Origin of the sequence: Mucilaginibacter sp., assembly GCF_965200995.1 — a bacterium.
Lineage (GTDB): Bacteria > Bacteroidota > Bacteroidia > Sphingobacteriales > Sphingobacteriaceae > Mucilaginibacter.
In genome coordinates, this window is record NZ_OZ241743.1 from 2,810,760 (window position 1) to 2,827,451 (window position 16,692).

Below are 16,692 nucleotides of genomic sequence, written 5' to 3' on the forward strand. Positions count from 1 at the left end.
GTATTCTTTTGCTGTTTACAGCAGTGGGCTGCAGCGTTACCCGCCGGTTAAAAGATAACCAGGCGCTGGTACGCAAAGTAACCATCAGCGGGGTAGATAAGGAGTTTAATGAAGCGGCTGCCCTGTATGTAGATAAGGAGATACAACCCAATAATTATATCAACCTGCAGCTTTATTACCTGTTCAGCAAGAACGGAAAACGCAATATCGGGGAGCCGCCTGCCCTGTTAGACAGTGACCTGGTAGAGTTTTCGCGCTTACAGATCGAGAAATTTTTGCAGAACAAGGGCTACCTGAAAGCGAGGGTAAGCGATAGCATTACGGTAAAAAAGAAAAAGGCCCACCTGTATTTTACCGCTGCCGAAGGGTCGATGTTCAGGATACGGAAGTTTCAGGATAGCATCCTGGATAAAAAAGTGCAGGCCCTTTACCGGGTGAACCGCCACCGTTTCTCGCATTTGCAGCCGGGCGGGCGGTTTGACCTGGACAGCCTGGCATTTGACCGCGATCAGTTTTACCAGATCATGAAGCGTAATGGCTATTATGATTTTTTCAGGCAGTACATCAGCTTTAACTACGATTCTACTTTCAACAACGGGGTAGTGGATATTAAAATGCTGATAGCCAATCCCGAAGGTAAATCGGCGCACCCGGTGTATACCATCAACAATACCTTGATCTCCATCGCCAACAGCAATGGCCGCAAGCCCGGCAAGCCTGATACCCTGCAAGTGGATTCGCAGTTCAGGTTTGTAGACTATTCCCATAAGTTTAAGCCCTACATCTTAACCCGTTACATCTTTCAGCGTAAGGGCGATATCTATAATATCGACCAGCAGAATTTAACTACCTCGCGCCTGTCGGAGCTTAATGTGTTCAGGAATGTGCCCAACCCGCAGTATGTTAAACTGGCCGACAGTACGCACCGGCTGAATACCGAGCTGGATCTGGTGCCGCTGAAGCAGAAAAGCGACCGGGTAGAGGGCGAGGTGCTGTTCAATTCCGGCCGTTACGGGTTCAATATCGGTAATACCTATACCAACCGTAATATGTTCAGGCAGGCTGCGGTTTTGCAGGTAAAGTTTAATTACAGTGTATTGTTCAATGCCCGCAGCAGCGATTTAAATCCGGGCTTGGTTGAAAATCAGGATTTCAGGGCAGGCGTGAGTCTGACTTACCCGCGCATCATATCGCCTTTTGATTTTCCAACGCTCGGTAAATATGGGGTGCCGCATACTACGTTTTCATCCAACTATTCATTATTCTATCAGCGCGGGCTGGTAAAGCGGCAAAGTTTCATTAATGCCATTACTTATGAATGGGCCGAAACCAGCCGTAAGCTGCATACGCTAACCCCCATCAATATTGAGTTTTCGAGAGGAAATATCGACCCGGTAGCCCGGCGGCTGCTGATCGACTCCAACCGGTACTCTTATGTGTTCCTGATCGGGCGTACTATTTTTACGATAGGTACACAGTACACCTATCAGCTCAATGCCAACCGGCTGAACAGCTACGATAATTTTACTTATTTCAGGGGTTCGGTTGATGTGGGCGGCAATTCGCTCGCAGCCATCAGTAACCTGCTGGATGCCAGGCGCGATGATGCCGGTAACCGCACCTTGTTCGGGTATGCGTTTGCCCAGTACACAAAAGGTGAGATAGACCTGCGCTTTTACCACCACATTGGCGGCGAGCGGCAGTTCATATTCCGTATCAATCCGGGCATTGGGGTGCCATACGGCAACAGTAATCAGCTCATATTTGAAAAAGAATTTTATGCAGGCGGCGCTAATGATATTCGTGCCTGGCTGCCCCGCACGCTGGGGCCGGGGCAGTTTAACCGCGCCTCTTATGGTGTAGGCGATACGGCCAATATCATCCGCTCGCGCGTAAAATACCTGGATCAGTTTGGAGAAATTAAGATTATCGGTAATGCCGAATACCGCTATACCATTGCCAACAACTTTTTCGGTACTAAGCTGAAAGGCGCAACCTTTGTAGATTTTGGCAATATCTGGCGCCTGCACAATACGGTTGAAAATCCGGGCGGAAAATTCAGGCTGGATAACCTGCTGCAATCTACGGCGGTAGGCATTGGTACCGGCCTGCGGTTCGATTTAAGCTATTTTATATTCCGGCTGGATGCCGCCCTTAAATTTAAAGACCCGCAGTTTCAGGGAAGCGATCAGTTTGTACTGATCAAGCATTTTAACGAATTGTTCCACGAAGGCAGCTTTAAGGAGAATTACAGGATTGCCAATTCCAACTCCATTGACCCGGCCAGAAACACTGAGCGGTACAACTTTCTGCAACTCAATTTTGGGATAGGGTTGCCATTTTAAGAGACTTAAATTCAAAATTAAAAGGTCAAAATTCAAAAAAATGAGCCAAATGGCTTAAGTACATTTTTTGAATTTTGACCCTTTAATTTTGAATTATCACCTGTTAATTCTCCGCCTGTGGCCTGTCGGCACCCTTCAGGTTATCGCCTACCTGATGGTGGTGCAGCTTGGCTTCAATGGCAGACGAAGAGGTATTGGCATAAGTGCCGTAGGCATCTACCAGCACGCCGCGTAAATTATATTTAGCCGATGATATGGCAAACACGATTGACATATCTGAGGGGTTGCTGGCGCCTTCAAAGCGGTAAAATTCGTCAATTTCAAAATCGTCTGCCCCCATGGCTATGTTGTTTGATTTATCATCAATGGTTTCGCCGTTATCTTCAAAGCTCAGGTTGGCAGTGTAGCCGCGTTTCAGTAAATCGTTAGTGCAATCTACCAGGGTTTCGTAATTTGTCATGGTTGGTTATTTAAGTATCAGGCACCAGGATTTAGGTGAGCTGATGTAATTGGTAAACCCGAAAACAAGGTGTGTTGTTTGGCATGTGTATAATTTGTTATGGGGTTTGCATATCCAAGAGAGTGGTCATCATCCCGCTCCGAATGCCCAGATTAAAAAGCAATATTCTCCCGCTGCACCTATCAGGGTGCTGCATGTAAAGGTTAACATCTTCCCGCCGGTAGTTTCCAGAAACAAACGGGTTGGCGAATACGGTAATCTATATACAATAAGCAAGGATACCGCCTGATAAATTATAGCAGGGGGCGAAACCACAATCAGAATTATAAATGCAAAGAGCAGGAGGTTCATACCTGGAATTTAGTAGTAAACGGATGGTGGTGTTTAGCAGTAAACTGATAGTTAGCTGATACCTAATGCCACATGGTATCGGCCAGGCCTAAAATGATACCCATCCAAATGGCAATGATATAACCGAATATGCCCAGAGCGGTAAAAAGTATCTTCTGCCATCCGCCCCGGGAACCTAAGCGGATTGCTGCATAAAAGCAGGCGCCGGCCACTGCGCCAGCCAGCGGGGTAACTATAAGCGGCCGCACCATCCACAATTTGCCCCAGGCTGGATTGGGATGCTGTGGAAAAGGTAGTACAAAAAATGAAATAACCACCAGGCCAATGCCTGCACCTGCCAGTATGTTTTTGCGTAACAAAGCCGGCTGAATAAAAGGTGAGGGGAGGGTATTTTGTGTCGTCATGATTTTTAATACTTGAAAGTTCTTTGTTTTCCAAAGTTAATATGAATGCTTTGTAATTCAAAGTATTCATATTAACTTTTTATGAAAAAACACCGATACGCTGGAAGAATTTTTATGCCGATAAAAATATTGAGGCAGACGGCACCACGCTAATCTTTTTTAACTCTGACGTGCCCTGCCGCTTTGAGGCGCTGGAGGAAGCTACCACCGGCTATTTCTGTATTTTCAAGTAAGCATTTGTTAACAGCCATTTATGCGGTAGCTTGCACGAACTGCCCATATTTGCGCAGGGCGGTAAACCGGCCTGTGAGTAAAGCAAGGAGCAGGACAGTGAAGCAACTGCGCTATTTAAAAATAATTTGGGCAACACCCTGTATACTGCGCTTGCAGGTTACTCGAAGAATATTACTGCATAACTTAAACCCGCATAGGGTGCAGGTACGGTTACATCAGCAATTGCTAATGCGTTATAACAAGCGTTTCACAAGCCAGTTCCAATGTTTCTATGGCTACATCCTTATTATTTCCTTTCAGGTTTGTGCTGCTCACCTTTGTAGGAAAGGCGTTGTTTAACCTCCAGGTGATAACTGCGGTGCCGGTTTCATCTACAAGTTGAATAACCACAGTAACGCGTTTAACAGTGTTCATCTTTATACGGTTAAACCAGTTCCAAAGGGCGGCATTATTTTTTAAAAACCCTTTTTTGAGCGTTATATTACCCGTTTTAGCCAGCCCCGGTATCTTTACGGGCGTAAACACTTTGCTTTTACCGGCCCGGTATTCAATCACCCGGGTTTCGTTGCCAAGCCCGGCAGCCTCCTGAAAGTACATTTCCGATCTACCAAGCGTTACCTTGTACATGAATTTAGGTTGATGGGATTGAGCCGCAGGTGAATCGGTTAGGATGGGCGAATTTGTCATTAACGTTTGCACTTTATAGTCTGTATTTGCACAGCAGCGCAGGCTCTCTAATAGTAATAGAAAGCCGGTTAACATACACAGCCAAATCGGTTTAAGGTGATTCATCATTTATTTGATTGCTGCTTTTAAAGTTACAAGCGAATATACCGTAATGGTTGAGGTGTGCAACTACGGTTGTTTGAGTTTTTAAAATGGGAGCCGGTATGCGGCGCTTTTAAGTTGCCTTATTTTCAGTGAAGTTTATACTGGGCCGGTTCGGATGATGCTTTTGGTTCCAACGGGTAAGCATATTTAAAATCGGCAGTAGTTCCAATCCCTTTGGCGTAAGAGCGTATTCAACCCGGTAGGGAACTTCATTAAACTCTTGTCGCTTTACAATCCCGTCTTCTACCAGTTCTTTTAGTTGTTCAGTTAATACCTTTTTACTGATAATGCCCATTTTGGCATGAACCTGACCAAAGCGGTTTGGCTTTTTTCCGATGGTATAAATGATGATGGGTTTCCATTTAGTACCAATGGTTGCCATGGTACGTGTCATCGGACAATTATGACATATAAAGATTTCGTTGCTCATTACGGTTACGAAAATGTTACCGGTATTGGCACATCAACAGTACAAAGTAACAGCATAAAAGTAACTTTGCGTAACATAAAAATAGTTACTAATCGTAACCAGAAAGACAAATAATGAATATTTTAAAAACTTGGATACTCGTTGCTTTTACATTCGCTTTTACAGTTAGCTTGCGGGCGCAGCCTAAAATTTCCCAACCCGGCTATTACAGGGTGCTATTTGGAAAATATCAGATTATCGCACTGTCCGACGGTACCGTTCCTATTGACGCTCACAAACTGCTGATACCTAAAGATACGACGGTTCTGGATGAAGCGTTACAGGAAAATAATCTGAGTTCCCCGGTAGAGATTTCGATCAACACGTATCTGATCGTTTCCGGGCAAAAAATAATCCTGGTGGATACTGGAGCAGGAAGTCTTTTCAGCCCCAATGCAGGACTGCTGCCAGCAAGTCTGAAAGCTGCGGGGTACAGTGCCAGCCAGATCACCGACATTTTAGTTACGCATATCCACCGTGATCACACTGGCGGCCTTACCGTCAAAGGGAAAGTTATGTTTCCGCATGCAATTATACACGTTAACCAAAAGGACCTGGATTTTTGGCTCAAACATGAACTGGCAAGTTCTGATGACACGCGGGGAATTACATCTAACAGGCCTTCGTACTTAGCCGTAAAGCCTTACCTTGCTGCAGGCAAGGTGAAGCCTTTTGAAGGAGATATGGAAGTTCTGCCTGGTATCAGAACCATAGAAAAGCCTGGACATACAGCCGGGCATACGCTGTTTGTTTTAAGCACCGGAAACCAAAAGATGGTATTCTGGGGTGATTTGGCACATATTGAGCAGGTGCAGTTCGCAGATCCCCTGATGCCAAACGAATTTGACTTTGACCAGGCGCAGGCTGCACAGCAACGGGAAGAAAGCTATGCAGAATTTGCTAAACAGGGTTGTTTAATTGCAGGAGATCATATATCGTTTCCAGGCTTGGGCAGAATTACCGACAGTTCTCAGGGCTACCGGTGGGAACCTCTGCCTTACAGCACTTTAGGAAGGATTAATTAAGTAAAAAGTGCTTTCATTGTGTAGCAGAGTCCAAATAATGATAGCAGAAATCAATTTGCCTTTGGTACGGTATTATGACAGCGCCAAAGGAAGCAAGTTATGTCAAAAGGCAGATAGAATTGAGCAGTTTCTTTAACTATGGTTGTTTATAAATTATTGACTAATAGTCATTTATAAATTTACTATTAAATTTATGCTAACCTTTGTTAACCCCCTGGTAATTTAAGAAAGAGATCATTATCAGTTGTAGCAAGTTCTGTTTCGCAGGCTTGTGCTTGTAGTTAGCAATTGCCGTATTGCGGAACATCGCATGAAAAGGGCTATGAACATTGAAGTTCATAGCCCTTTCATATCAGTTAACTCAAGTTACACATTCACCGCTTCCTGCGGGTTCAAGAACACAAACTGGTGGTCGAATACATCCAAACGGATGGTGCTGTCCTTATCCACCTTGCCGGCCAGTATCTGCTTGGATAGCTCGTTGAGAATCTTTTTCTGGATCACCCGTTTCAGCGGGCGGGCGCCAAACTGCGGGTCGTAACCCAGCTGGGCCAGCCAGTCCAGGGCCTCGTCCGAGGCTTCCATGTGGATGCCCATTTCCTGCAGCGTATCCTGCAACTGGGCAAACTGCAATTTCACAATATCGTGTATCTCGTTTCGGCCCAGCGGCGTAAACATAATGATCTCATCAATACGGTTCAAAAACTCCGGCCTGATGGTTTTGCGCAGCAGCTCGAACAACTCGTTCTTGGTTTTGGCAATCACCTCATCCTTGTTGATCTCATCATATCCCTGAAAATTCTCCTGAATAATGCTGGAACCAATGTTGGAGGTCATGATGATAATGGTGTTCTTAAAGTTCACCACACGGCCCTTATTATCGGTCAAACGGCCATCATCCAGCACCTGCAGCAGGATGTTGAACACATCCGGGTGCGCCTTCTCAATCTCGTCCAGCAATACTACGCTGTAAGGCTTGCGGCGCACGGCTTCGGTCAGCTGTCCGCCTTCATCGTAACCCACATAGCCAGGAGGCGCACCAATCAGCCTTGATACTGAATGGCGTTCCTGGTACTCGCTCATATCAATACGCACCAGCGATTGTTCATCATTGAACAGAAACTCGGCCAAGGCTTTGGCCAGTTCAGTTTTTCCTACCCCGGAGGTGCCTAAAAATATGAACGAACCGATAGGGCGGCGCTTATCCTGCAAGCCGGCCCGGCTACGGCGTATGGCATCGCTGATAGCCTCAATGGCTTCTTCCTGCCCGGCTACGCGCTTGTGCAGTTCACCTTCCAGGTGCAGCAGCTTTTCGCGCTCGCTTTGTATCATTTTGCTTACCGGGATGCCGGTCCAGCGGCTTACCACGCCGGCAATATCATCGGCCGTAACTTCCTCCTTCAGCATCCGGCTTTCCGACTGGTTTTCCAGCAAGGCAGCCTTCAGCTTGTTCACCTCTTCCTGTGCCTCGCGGATGCGGCCGTAGCGTATCTCGGCTACCTTGCCATAATCACCGGCACGTTCGGCCTGCTCGGCTTCCAGCTTATAGTTTTCAATGGCTTCCACTTTCAGGTTAATACCATCTACCAGATCCTTCTCGCCCTGCCATTTGGCCCGTAACGAATCGCGGTCGGTGCTCAGGTTGGCAATTTCTTCGCTTAGTTCGGCTACCTTTTTATCGTTGTTCTCACGTTTAATGGCTTCGCGCTCAATTTCCAGCTGCATAATGCGGCGCTCCAGTTCATCTACTGCTTCGGGTACCGAATCCATTTCCAGGCGTAGTTTGGAAGCAGCCTCGTCCATCAGGTCGATGGCCTTATCGGGTAAAAAGCGGTCGGAGATATACCGTTGCGACATTTCTACCGAGGCAATAATGGCCTCATCCTTAATATGCACCTTGTGGTGCGATTCGTAACGCTCCTTTAAGCCGCGCAAAATCGAGATGGCATCGGCCGCATCCGGCTCCTCTACCATCACCCGCTGAAAGCGGCGCTCTAAGGCTTTGTCTTTTTCTATATATTTCTGGTACTCGTTCAGGGTAGTGGCACCTATAGCGCGTAGTTCGCCGCGGGCTAAGGCCGGTTTCAGAATGTTGGCCGCATCCATCGCGCCTTCGCCGCCGCCAGCGCCTACCAGCGTATGTATCTCATCAATAAAAAGGATGATCTCGCCATCGCTCTTGATCACCTCGTTCACTACGGCTTTTAACCGTTCTTCAAACTCGCCTTTGTATTTGGCACCTGCCACCAGTGCTCCCATATCCAAAGAATAGAGCGTTTTGGTTTTCAGGTTTCCGGGTGCATCGCCTTTAATAATGCGGATGGCAATACCTTCGGCAATGGCCGTTTTACCCACGCCCGGCTCGCCTACCAATACCGGATTGTTCTTGGTACGTCGGGACAGGATTTGTATCACGCGGCGTATCTCGTCGTCTCGGCCAATCACCGGGTCTAATTTGCCCGATTCGGCATATTCGTTCAGGTTGCGGGCGTATTTGTTGAGGGCGTTGTAGGTAGCCTCGGCATTCTGGTCGGTTACCTTGCTGTCGCCGCGCAGGTCGTGCACCGCTTTTTTCAGGTCTTTCTCGGTAACGCCATAGTCTTTCAGCAAGCCGCTTACCTTATCGTTTACGGCCAGTACACCCATCAGGATGTGCTCTACCGATACAAATTCGTCTTTCAGTTCTTTGGCATAGCCCTGCGCCTTTTGCAGCGCACTGTTGCTATTGCCCGACAGGTAAACATTGCTGCCGCTCACCTTCGGGAAGCCGGCAATCTGCTCATCCAGCTGCTGGTTGAGGCGGTTGAGGTTTACGCTTAGTTTTTGTAATAAATAGTTGATTACGTTTTCATCAGCCAGTAATAAGCCTTTCAGCAAATGCGCCGTTTCAACGGCTTGCTGCTGATTACCGGTGGTAATCTCCGAAGCCTTTTGTACGGCTTCTTGAGCTTTAATGGTGAAGTTGTTAAAATTCATATTACGTATTATTCAATTTACCTGCCATGTACCCTAATAAGAAATATTGACAGCCGGTTTTAAAATTAACCGACTTTTTGTCTGATGTAATACTCGCTAAAACAAACTCGAAATCTTGTGCGTATATCATTTACATCACCTGCTGAAAATACATTTATTATGAAAACAACATTCTTGAGCATAGTTTCATTCTTTGTACTGATTTTTTGCATTATTGCCTGGCTGTTTACTTTTAAGGAAGCGAACAGCTGATCAGTAAAAATCTGTTTGCGCACAGCAACGGGTTAGCGCCGTTGTGTAATTTTATGAGGGCGGTAAGTTTATGGCTAATGTGGCGTGATTTTGTTAGCTTTGATTATCAGTAATCATTCAACGTTTTACGGTTTTGACAACTTACTTTTTCAGGAACATACCGCAGACGTACCGGTCTGGTTTCAGGGATTATTATACCCTGCAAAACCTGCAGGCCATTAAAACGGGCAGCCTTGTCTTTTTCCTGCTCAACTTTAGTCTTCGGGCGCTCTGCACTATTTTTCCGGAGTACATTCTGCGTGCTGCCAACTACCCTGAGTATAACATCATCAATTGGGTGTTTATCGCGGTTACGCCCTTGTTTTATTTTGCAGGCCTGCAGTATGTGCACCTGTTTAAAAAGCATCGGCGCGTTCCGGCCGGTACGCAGGTACTGGTAATGGCGTTCAGCCTGTACATTATAGTTAGCGGCATGATGGCCAGCTTTATGGCCATGTATGACCCGCGCAACTCGCTAACCGCATATTTAATAGCGCTGATCACTATAGCCGTGCTTTGTACATTTGAGTACGAAGACAGCCTGATGCTTACCCTGTTTACGGCAGTGCTGTTTACCGTGCTGCTGTTTGTGTTTAAAACCGATCCTACCGAAGTGGTTTACAACCAGATTGTATCGGTAATTATACTCACCGGGTTTTTCTTTATATCGAGGTATGTGTTCTCGTACAAGGCCACACATTATGTGCAGCTGATGCAGATACAGGAAAAGAACATCGAGATTGAAAAGGGGAGCGCTTTTAAAAACGATGTGCTGGGCATGGTGGCGCATGATTTGCGCAACCCTATCGGCGCCATTGAATCTATCGCCATGATAGCCGAATTAAGCGATATGGATGAAGATATGCAGGACAATATCAATATGATTAAAGCCTCCTGCGTAAAGGCGCGTACCATTGTAGATGACCTGCTGGAAGTAGCCCGGAACGATAACAGTAACGTTATCATCACCAATAAGCTGGATTTAAACCAGGTGCTGCAGCATATTGTGAACGACTGGAAGCACCAGGACATTCGCAATGAGGTGAGGTACCAGGGCACTGCTTACCCGTTGTATGCCGATATCAACCCCGAAAAATTTCACCGGGTGGTAGATAACCTGATCAGTAACGCGGTAAAATTTTCGAATGACGAAGACAAGGTAGATGTGATATTAAGCAAAATTGCCGGTAAAGTAATAATTGAGGTGCGCGATTACGGGCTGGGCATCCCCAAAGATATACTGCCGCACATCTTCGAGCGGTTCTCCAAAGCCGGCCGCCGGGGCCTGCGCGGCGAGCAATCCACCGGCCTGGGCCTCAGCATTGCCCGCCAGATTGTAGAGCGCCACCGCGGCACCATCGAGGTGCAAAGCGAGGAAAAGCAAGGCTCTACGTTCAGGATACAGATGCCGGAGGCGGTGGCGTAGCAGCTACGTTTAATCAATTCGTTCAGTGATAAATTAAGCGCAGGGTGCAACTTTAAAGTATGCGGTTGTACAGCGCTTTATAATGCTCTCATTTATCCTTTAAAAGGGTTAAATAAGGAAATTGATGTGATATGGGTTTGAGAGAAAGCCGCACATACAGCGTGTAGAGGGCTTTTATAAGCAGGTGAAGTTTCTTATTAAAGGAGCGTTTTATGGTTCAGTAAGCCCACGTTTACTGGATTGGTGAATGCACCTATGACAAGAAAAACTTCATGGCCGATGTTCTGTTATATTTTAATTATCTGATACCGTTATGTGGGCCTATCTCTATTATGTAGTTCTAATTCCCTTGGTTTTCTATATAATACCCGCAAGTATCATTTATTTTCTTTTTACAAAATTCTACACACAGCGATTGTCGTCGTTATCATCTCAAAAGCTTTTCTTAACTTCAATTGCAGGAAAAGTAGTGACAGGCTTTGGTTGCTTATTTATGGTATTGTTGATCTGGGCAATCCTTGTATTGGTTTTTAAATTAGGTTCCAACAAAGTTCATTAGTCACAATGTGGGCTTTTACCACTAAACGGTCGTTTTATGGATTGCAAAACAGAAAGGATTTTTGCCTGTGATACGGTGATAATACATCAGTGTTTGGAAGAACTGAAACTGCATAGAAATGTACAACTAAAAGCTCTAAAAAGTGTAAACCCGGTATTTTCTCAATGTATTGACTATCAATTATTTAAATGATGTATTTTTTAAATTGTGTAAACTTTGGGTTTACACTTTTACAGCGTAAATATTGGAGGTACATCACCTTAGCCGAAAGGCAGGAATCGGGTTATACTCAACTTGTTTTCAGCATCTGGCAGGCAGGTATACGGCTTGTTCTGCCAGATGCTTTACTTCTGTGCCGGTGCTGCCTGTGAGGCGCAGAGATCAGTTTTAGGATGATGTAGATGCAGTCATTTCAACTTAAAAAGTCTTCCGAACACTCATGGTATCATCAGCAACAGTTGATTTGGTAGAGTGGTGTTTGCAATGCAGGTTGAGGCAACGCAGGTAGCAATGCGGTGATACCACCAGCCACAGGCAAAAAATTGTTATAGTAAACCTGCTGCCTCGGCAATACTGCAGGCTTCAATGGCGCTGGTTGCATTCAATTTCTGGAAAATGTTTTGCCGGTGCCGGTTTATGGTATGGATGCTCAACCGCAGCCGGAGCGCAATTTCCTTACTCCTGTGCCCCTGCTTAATCAACCGTAAAATTTCCTTCTCGCGTTTAGACAGGATAGGGGGGTGCGGATGGTTGCTGTAATCAAGGAAGGTGCCTGTGCTATGGTTAACAATCATTCCTCCGTAAGCAGGAAAGCCGGGAGCATGATCCGCGCTGTACAGGCAAAGGGCCAGCGCAATATTTCCATCACCGGCACTGCTGATGTAGCGTAAACGATGCTTCAACAATATGGGTTGGCCATTACGCCCTTCAACCCTCAGGTTAATAACTGCTTCATAATTGTACCGCTCTGTTGTCTCGGTTGAGTTTAACAGTTTAAAGAACTGCAATTCGAGCCGGTACTTTTGTTGCAGGTCCTCTGCATATATCCGGCGCAGCAGTTCATCCTCCCAAATGGAATTGATTTCTTCCTTTTGCTGAGAAATACCCAGCCGTTCGGCAAGCGAACTATAAAAGATATAGCTTTTTCTTGCTTTTAAATCACTGAGCACACTTATACAGTTGTCAAATTTTGCATAGAAATGCGCCATAAGTTTTGCCTGTTCTAACCCCGGGCAAAGCCGGACATTGCCGGTAAACGGTTGCAGCAGTAACCTGGCATCAAGCAGCTCCCGGATAGCTGTGCCCGCTGAAGTATGGCTATTATTCACCATTGAATATGAACATTACAGTTGATATGTTTGCAAACTTATTAAAGTTATATTGTCATATTGCCCTTATTAAATAACAAAGTACGCCAATGGAAAAAGCATTTTTAATCCTGAGTTTTATTATTTGTACCCTTGGCTTAAAAGCGCAGAGCCTGCAAAAGATGCAATGGTACAATGAACCCAAAAGCTGGGAAATCCGCAACAACGCTTTGATTATGCAGGTTACACCAAAAAGTGATTACTGGCGTATTTCTCACTATGGATTTACTGTTGATGATGCCCCTTTTTATTATGCAAATTATGGCGGCGAATTTGAAGCCAAAGTAAAGCTTACAGGTGCCTACAAAGCCCGTTTTGATCAAATGGGCATTATGGTACGTACAGATTACAAGAATTATATTAAAGCGGGCGTTGAGTTTGTAGATGGAAAGTTTAACGTGAGTACAGTTGTTACACATGAGAAAAGTGATTGGAGTGTAACCACGTTGAACAGTGTTCCGGATTTTATCTGGATAAAGGTGGTGCGCAGGTTGGATGCCGTTGAGATTTTCTATTCTTTAGACGACAAAACGTACATCATGACACGCAACGCTCCCTTGCAGGATAATGCCCCGGTAATGATAGGTTTAATGGCTGCATGCCCTGACGGAAATGGTTTTGAAGCCAAGTTTGAGAGCTTTTCTGTAAAACATTTGCCAGACCAGCGCAGGCTGGAGTGGCTAAAAAGTCATTAGTGTACATTTGGGGTGCCAAAACAAGTTAAGCGCAATATGGATGCGGTAATGCCGGCTTAAAATATTGCGGGCACTCAGGGCAAAACACTGATAAATTGCTGATCACTGTTTTGAAGATAAGAAAGCAGATTGAAATATATTGCCGGGTCATGCGTATAAAGTGTAATGAAACGGTTCAGGCCCGTACCTGTGAATGATACGTACCGGGAGCGATGCATACAAAAAAGCCACCTTACGGATAAGGTGGCTTTGAATTTTAGAACAAGCTGTATTTAAACCGCGTCTGATAAAGAACTGAACGTAAAGTCCCTGATCTTCATCGGCGGAATCATGTAGCTGCGGTAGCTTTCCACGCTGATGGCACGTTCTGATTTGCCCAGCGCCTCCAGGTTGTTCAGCATAATTACCGGGCTTTCATTGAACCTGAAGTTCTTCACCGGGAACTTGATCTTGCCGTTCTCAATGTAAAACGTGCCATCACGCGTAAGGCCGGTGAGCAGCAGCGATTTTGGGTCTACCATGCGGATGTACCACAGGCGCGAAACCAGTATGCCCCGCTCGGTGCTCTTGATCATATCCTCAATGCTGGTGTTGCCGCCCTCCATAATGATATTGCTGGGGCCGGGTACCGGTTGCACGCCTTTCTTTTGCGCCCAGTAGCGCGAGTAGCTCAGATTTTTTACTGTGCCGTTCTGTATCCAGTAGGTTTTTTCCAGCGGTATGCCATCGCCGTTCCAGGTACTGCCGGGCAGGTCGGTGTTAAATGGGTCTGAGTAGATGTTTACCTTCTCATCCATCAGTTTTTCGCCTAAGCGGGTGCCTCCGCCTTTCTTGCTCAAAAAGCTGCGGCCCTCGTCGGCGCTGCGGGCATCAAACCTGAACATGTTTTCCAGCATGTAGGCACCGGCGGTAGGTTCCAGTATTACGGTGTATTTACCTGGTTCAATGGCGCGTGCGCCCACGCTGCCCGCTGCTTTTTGCGCCGCAATTTTAGTAGCACCAAAGGTATCCAGCTTTTTAATATCCGTAAAGCCGCGTGCTGCATAGCCCGATGCGGTACCTGCCTGGTTGCGGGTGGTTACCGAAAAGGTAACATTAGATGATTTGTTATAGGCGAACAGGCCTTTCGAGTTCATGATGGCAAAAAAACCGGATGAGTTTTCGAGGAAGCCTGCCGCTGTTAAACCGGCGGCTTTGGTAACATCCAGGCTTTTCTTCATCAGTTCGGCCCGGCTTTCGGGCGTCATGGCCGCCGTATCGGCATTAAAAGTAATCGATTCTTTAAAGGTTTGCGGGCCCAACAGCGGCATGTGCTCCGGGTTTTCGGGGGCCAGCTGCGCCAGCTCTTCGGCACGCTGTACTACCTTTTGCAGCGAGGCATCGTCAAACTCATTAATGGTAGCGGTACCTGTCTTTTTACCGAAGGTGGAGCTTACGGCCAGCCCGGTGCTGCTGGTATCGGCTGCGGTAGATACAGCATTTAATGCCGTACGGATATTGCCGCCGTCACGGCCGTTCAGGCTTACCTCACACTCATCGGCTTTTGAATAACTAAGCACTTTTTTTAATAACGCCTGTGCTTCTTCTTTGCTATATATTGTCATTGTGCAGCGATTATCCGATTTTACGTTTGGTGTTAATTACATTTACTCCTTTAAACAATGCGGTAGAGGAACCATGCGATACGGCGCTTACCTGCTGCGGCTGGCCCTTGCCATCGCTGAAAGACCCGCCCAGCCTAAAGTCATTCTTATCACATACTGCAGCGCAGGAGTTCCAAAACTCCTGGGTATTGGCCTGGTAAGCCACATCATTGAGCATACCGGCAATCTTGCCGTTCTCAATTTTGTAAAACAGCTGCCCGCCAAACTGGAAGTTATACCGTTGCTGGTCGATAGAGAAAGACCCGTCGCCGATGATGTAGATGCCTTTCTCTACATTCTTAATCATATTGTCTACACTCAGCGGCGTTTTGCCGGGTTGCAAACTCACATTCGGCATACGCTGAAACTGTACCGAATCCCAGCTGTCGGCATAGCAGCAACCTTGTGAATGGTCTAAACCTATTACATGCGCCTGGTCGCGGGTGGCCTGGTAGTTTACCAGTATGCCGTCTTTTATAATATCCCACTTTCCGGTTTTTACCCCTTCATCATCGTACCCTACGGCGCCTAAAGAGCCGGGTTGCAGCTTATCGCCGGTTACATTCACATTCTTGCTGCCAAAATTGAACTTGCCGGTTTTCCATTTATCCAAAGTCAGAAAGCTGGTGCCGGCAAAATTAGCTTCATAACCCAGCACACGGTCTAACTCGGTAGGGTGCCCTACCGATTCGTGAATGGTAAGCCACAGGTGTGAGGGGTCAAGTACTAAATCGTATTTACCCGGCTCTACTGTTTTGGCGCTTAACTTTTGTTTGGCGTTCTCAGTAGCGGCCTTTATATCCTCCAGCATATCATACCGGTCTTTATAGCGGGTTACCACGCCGGTTACCTTCTCTTCGGCTTTGGGTATCACGTATTCGTAACCCATGCCGCGGGGGGAGGCCAGCGAACTGCGGGTTTCAAAATCGCCCGAGGCGGCATCTATTTTGGTTACCCCGAAGTTGGGATAAATACGGTGCACATCCTGATCAATATACGAGCCATCAGTTGAGGCAAAATATTTCTGTTCATTTACCGAAAACAAACTGGAGTTTACAAAGCTGGCGCCGCCCGTCATGGCTGCGGCGTTGCAGCTCAGCAGCAAATCCACCTTTTCCTTAATCGGCACTTCAAAAGAGTTACGCTCCATCGGCGTTTTCCAGCTTACCTCACCGTAACCTTTTTGCGGCGCTAACTGCACCGGCGCCCCGCCTAATATGGCATTAGCCTTAGCTACAGCTACGGCACGCTCGGCGGTTTTGGCCATACCATCGCGGGTTACATCATTAGTAGCGGCAAAGCCCCAGCAGCCATTGGCAATTACACGGATACCTACGCCGTAAGACTCGGTGTTGGCCACATTCTGCACCCGGTTTTCGCGGGTGATGATGGCCTGGTTCAGGTAACGGCCAATGCGCACATCGGCATACGTGGCGCCTTTGGATTTAGCGGCATTCAGGGCTACATCGGCTAACTCTTTTTTGGCTTTGGCATCAATAGCATTGTACAGCGCCATTTCCTGCTCAATGGGCCGGCCTGTGGCTTGCATCCGGGCCAGCATCATGGCGCTGGCGCTCATGCCCGAGAGGTAAATAAAGTCTCTTCTTTTCAAAGTA

General features: G+C 46.7%; 12 protein-coding genes. 4 read left to right on the forward strand and 8 right to left on the reverse strand.

Translation table 11 applies throughout. The annotated features are described in order from the left end of the window. The first annotated feature begins 8 nt into the window (after positions 1 to 8). Entirely contained in the window at positions 9 to 2,345 is a 2,337-nt protein-coding gene (gene tamL / locus ACY652_RS13000; RefSeq protein ID WP_462264806.1) for a translocation and assembly module lipoprotein TamL, read from the forward strand. Positions 2,346 to 2,448: 103 nt separating this feature from the next. Here the strand turns inward: tamL and ACY652_RS13005 are convergent, their stop codons facing one another. The 4 genes from ACY652_RS13005 to ACY652_RS13020 all read right to left on the reverse strand — a co-directional run bounded on the left by ACY652_RS13005 (position 2,449) and on the right by ACY652_RS13020 (position 5,019). Continuing rightward, a complete protein-coding gene (locus tag ACY652_RS13005) occupies positions 2,449 to 2,805 on the reverse strand; it encodes a phosphoribosylpyrophosphate synthetase (protein WP_462264807.1) in 357 nt (118 codons plus the stop codon). A gap of 413 nt (positions 2,806 to 3,218) precedes the next feature. Beyond that, the gene (locus tag ACY652_RS13010; RefSeq protein ID WP_462264808.1) at positions 3,219 to 3,560 is read right to left on the reverse strand and encodes a hypothetical protein; all 342 of its coding nucleotides are present in this window, start codon (positions 3,558 to 3,560) and stop codon (positions 3,219 to 3,221) included. 459 nt (positions 3,561 to 4,019) lie between these two features. Next, positions 4,020 to 4,481, reverse strand: a complete 462-nt coding sequence (locus ACY652_RS13015; protein ID WP_462264809.1) for a phage tail protein — start codon at positions 4,479 to 4,481, stop codon at positions 4,020 to 4,022. 214 nt (positions 4,482 to 4,695) lie between these two features. After that, complete coding sequence (locus ACY652_RS13020; RefSeq protein ID WP_462264810.1) at positions 4,696 to 5,019, reverse strand: winged helix-turn-helix transcriptional regulator; 324 nt, start codon at positions 5,017 to 5,019, stop codon at positions 4,696 to 4,698. 149 nt (positions 5,020 to 5,168) lie between these two features. On the opposite strand from ACY652_RS13020, the gene ACY652_RS13025 reads away from it, so the two are divergent. Further along, entirely contained in the window at positions 5,169 to 6,119 is a 951-nt protein-coding gene (locus tag ACY652_RS13025; protein WP_462264811.1) for an MBL fold metallo-hydrolase, read from the forward strand. Positions 6,120 to 6,485: 366 nt separating this feature from the next. On the opposite strand, the gene clpB is transcribed toward ACY652_RS13025, so the two are convergent. Further along, positions 6,486 to 9,095 (reverse strand): ATP-dependent chaperone ClpB, encoded by a 2,610-nt coding sequence (gene clpB / locus ACY652_RS13030; protein ID WP_462264812.1) that lies wholly within the window; start codon positions 9,093 to 9,095, stop codon positions 6,486 to 6,488. Between the two features lie 385 nt (positions 9,096 to 9,480). On the opposite strand from clpB, the gene ACY652_RS13035 reads away from it, so the two are divergent. Next, complete coding sequence (locus tag ACY652_RS13035; protein ID WP_462264813.1) at positions 9,481 to 10,812, forward strand: sensor histidine kinase; 1,332 nt, start codon at positions 9,481 to 9,483, stop codon at positions 10,810 to 10,812. Between the two features lie 1,104 nt (positions 10,813 to 11,916). On the opposite strand, the gene ACY652_RS13040 is transcribed toward ACY652_RS13035, so the two are convergent. Continuing rightward, positions 11,917 to 12,702 (reverse strand): response regulator transcription factor, encoded by a 786-nt coding sequence (locus ACY652_RS13040; RefSeq protein WP_462264814.1) that lies wholly within the window; start codon positions 12,700 to 12,702, stop codon positions 11,917 to 11,919. 86 nt (positions 12,703 to 12,788) lie between these two features. On the opposite strand from ACY652_RS13040, the gene ACY652_RS13045 reads away from it, so the two are divergent. Then, positions 12,789 to 13,433 (forward strand): DUF1349 domain-containing protein, encoded by a 645-nt coding sequence (locus tag ACY652_RS13045; protein WP_462264815.1) that lies wholly within the window; start codon positions 12,789 to 12,791, stop codon positions 13,431 to 13,433. Positions 13,434 to 13,705: 272 nt separating this feature from the next. Here the strand turns inward: ACY652_RS13045 and ACY652_RS13050 are convergent, their stop codons facing one another. Beyond that, positions 13,706 to 15,037, reverse strand: a complete 1,332-nt coding sequence (locus tag ACY652_RS13050; protein WP_462264816.1) for a TldD/PmbA family protein — start codon at positions 15,035 to 15,037, stop codon at positions 13,706 to 13,708. Between the two features lie 10 nt (positions 15,038 to 15,047). Then, positions 15,048 to 16,688, reverse strand: a complete 1,641-nt coding sequence (locus tag ACY652_RS13055) for a TldD/PmbA family protein (protein WP_462264817.1) — start codon at positions 16,686 to 16,688, stop codon at positions 15,048 to 15,050. Positions 16,689 to 16,692: the final 4 nt, after the last annotated feature.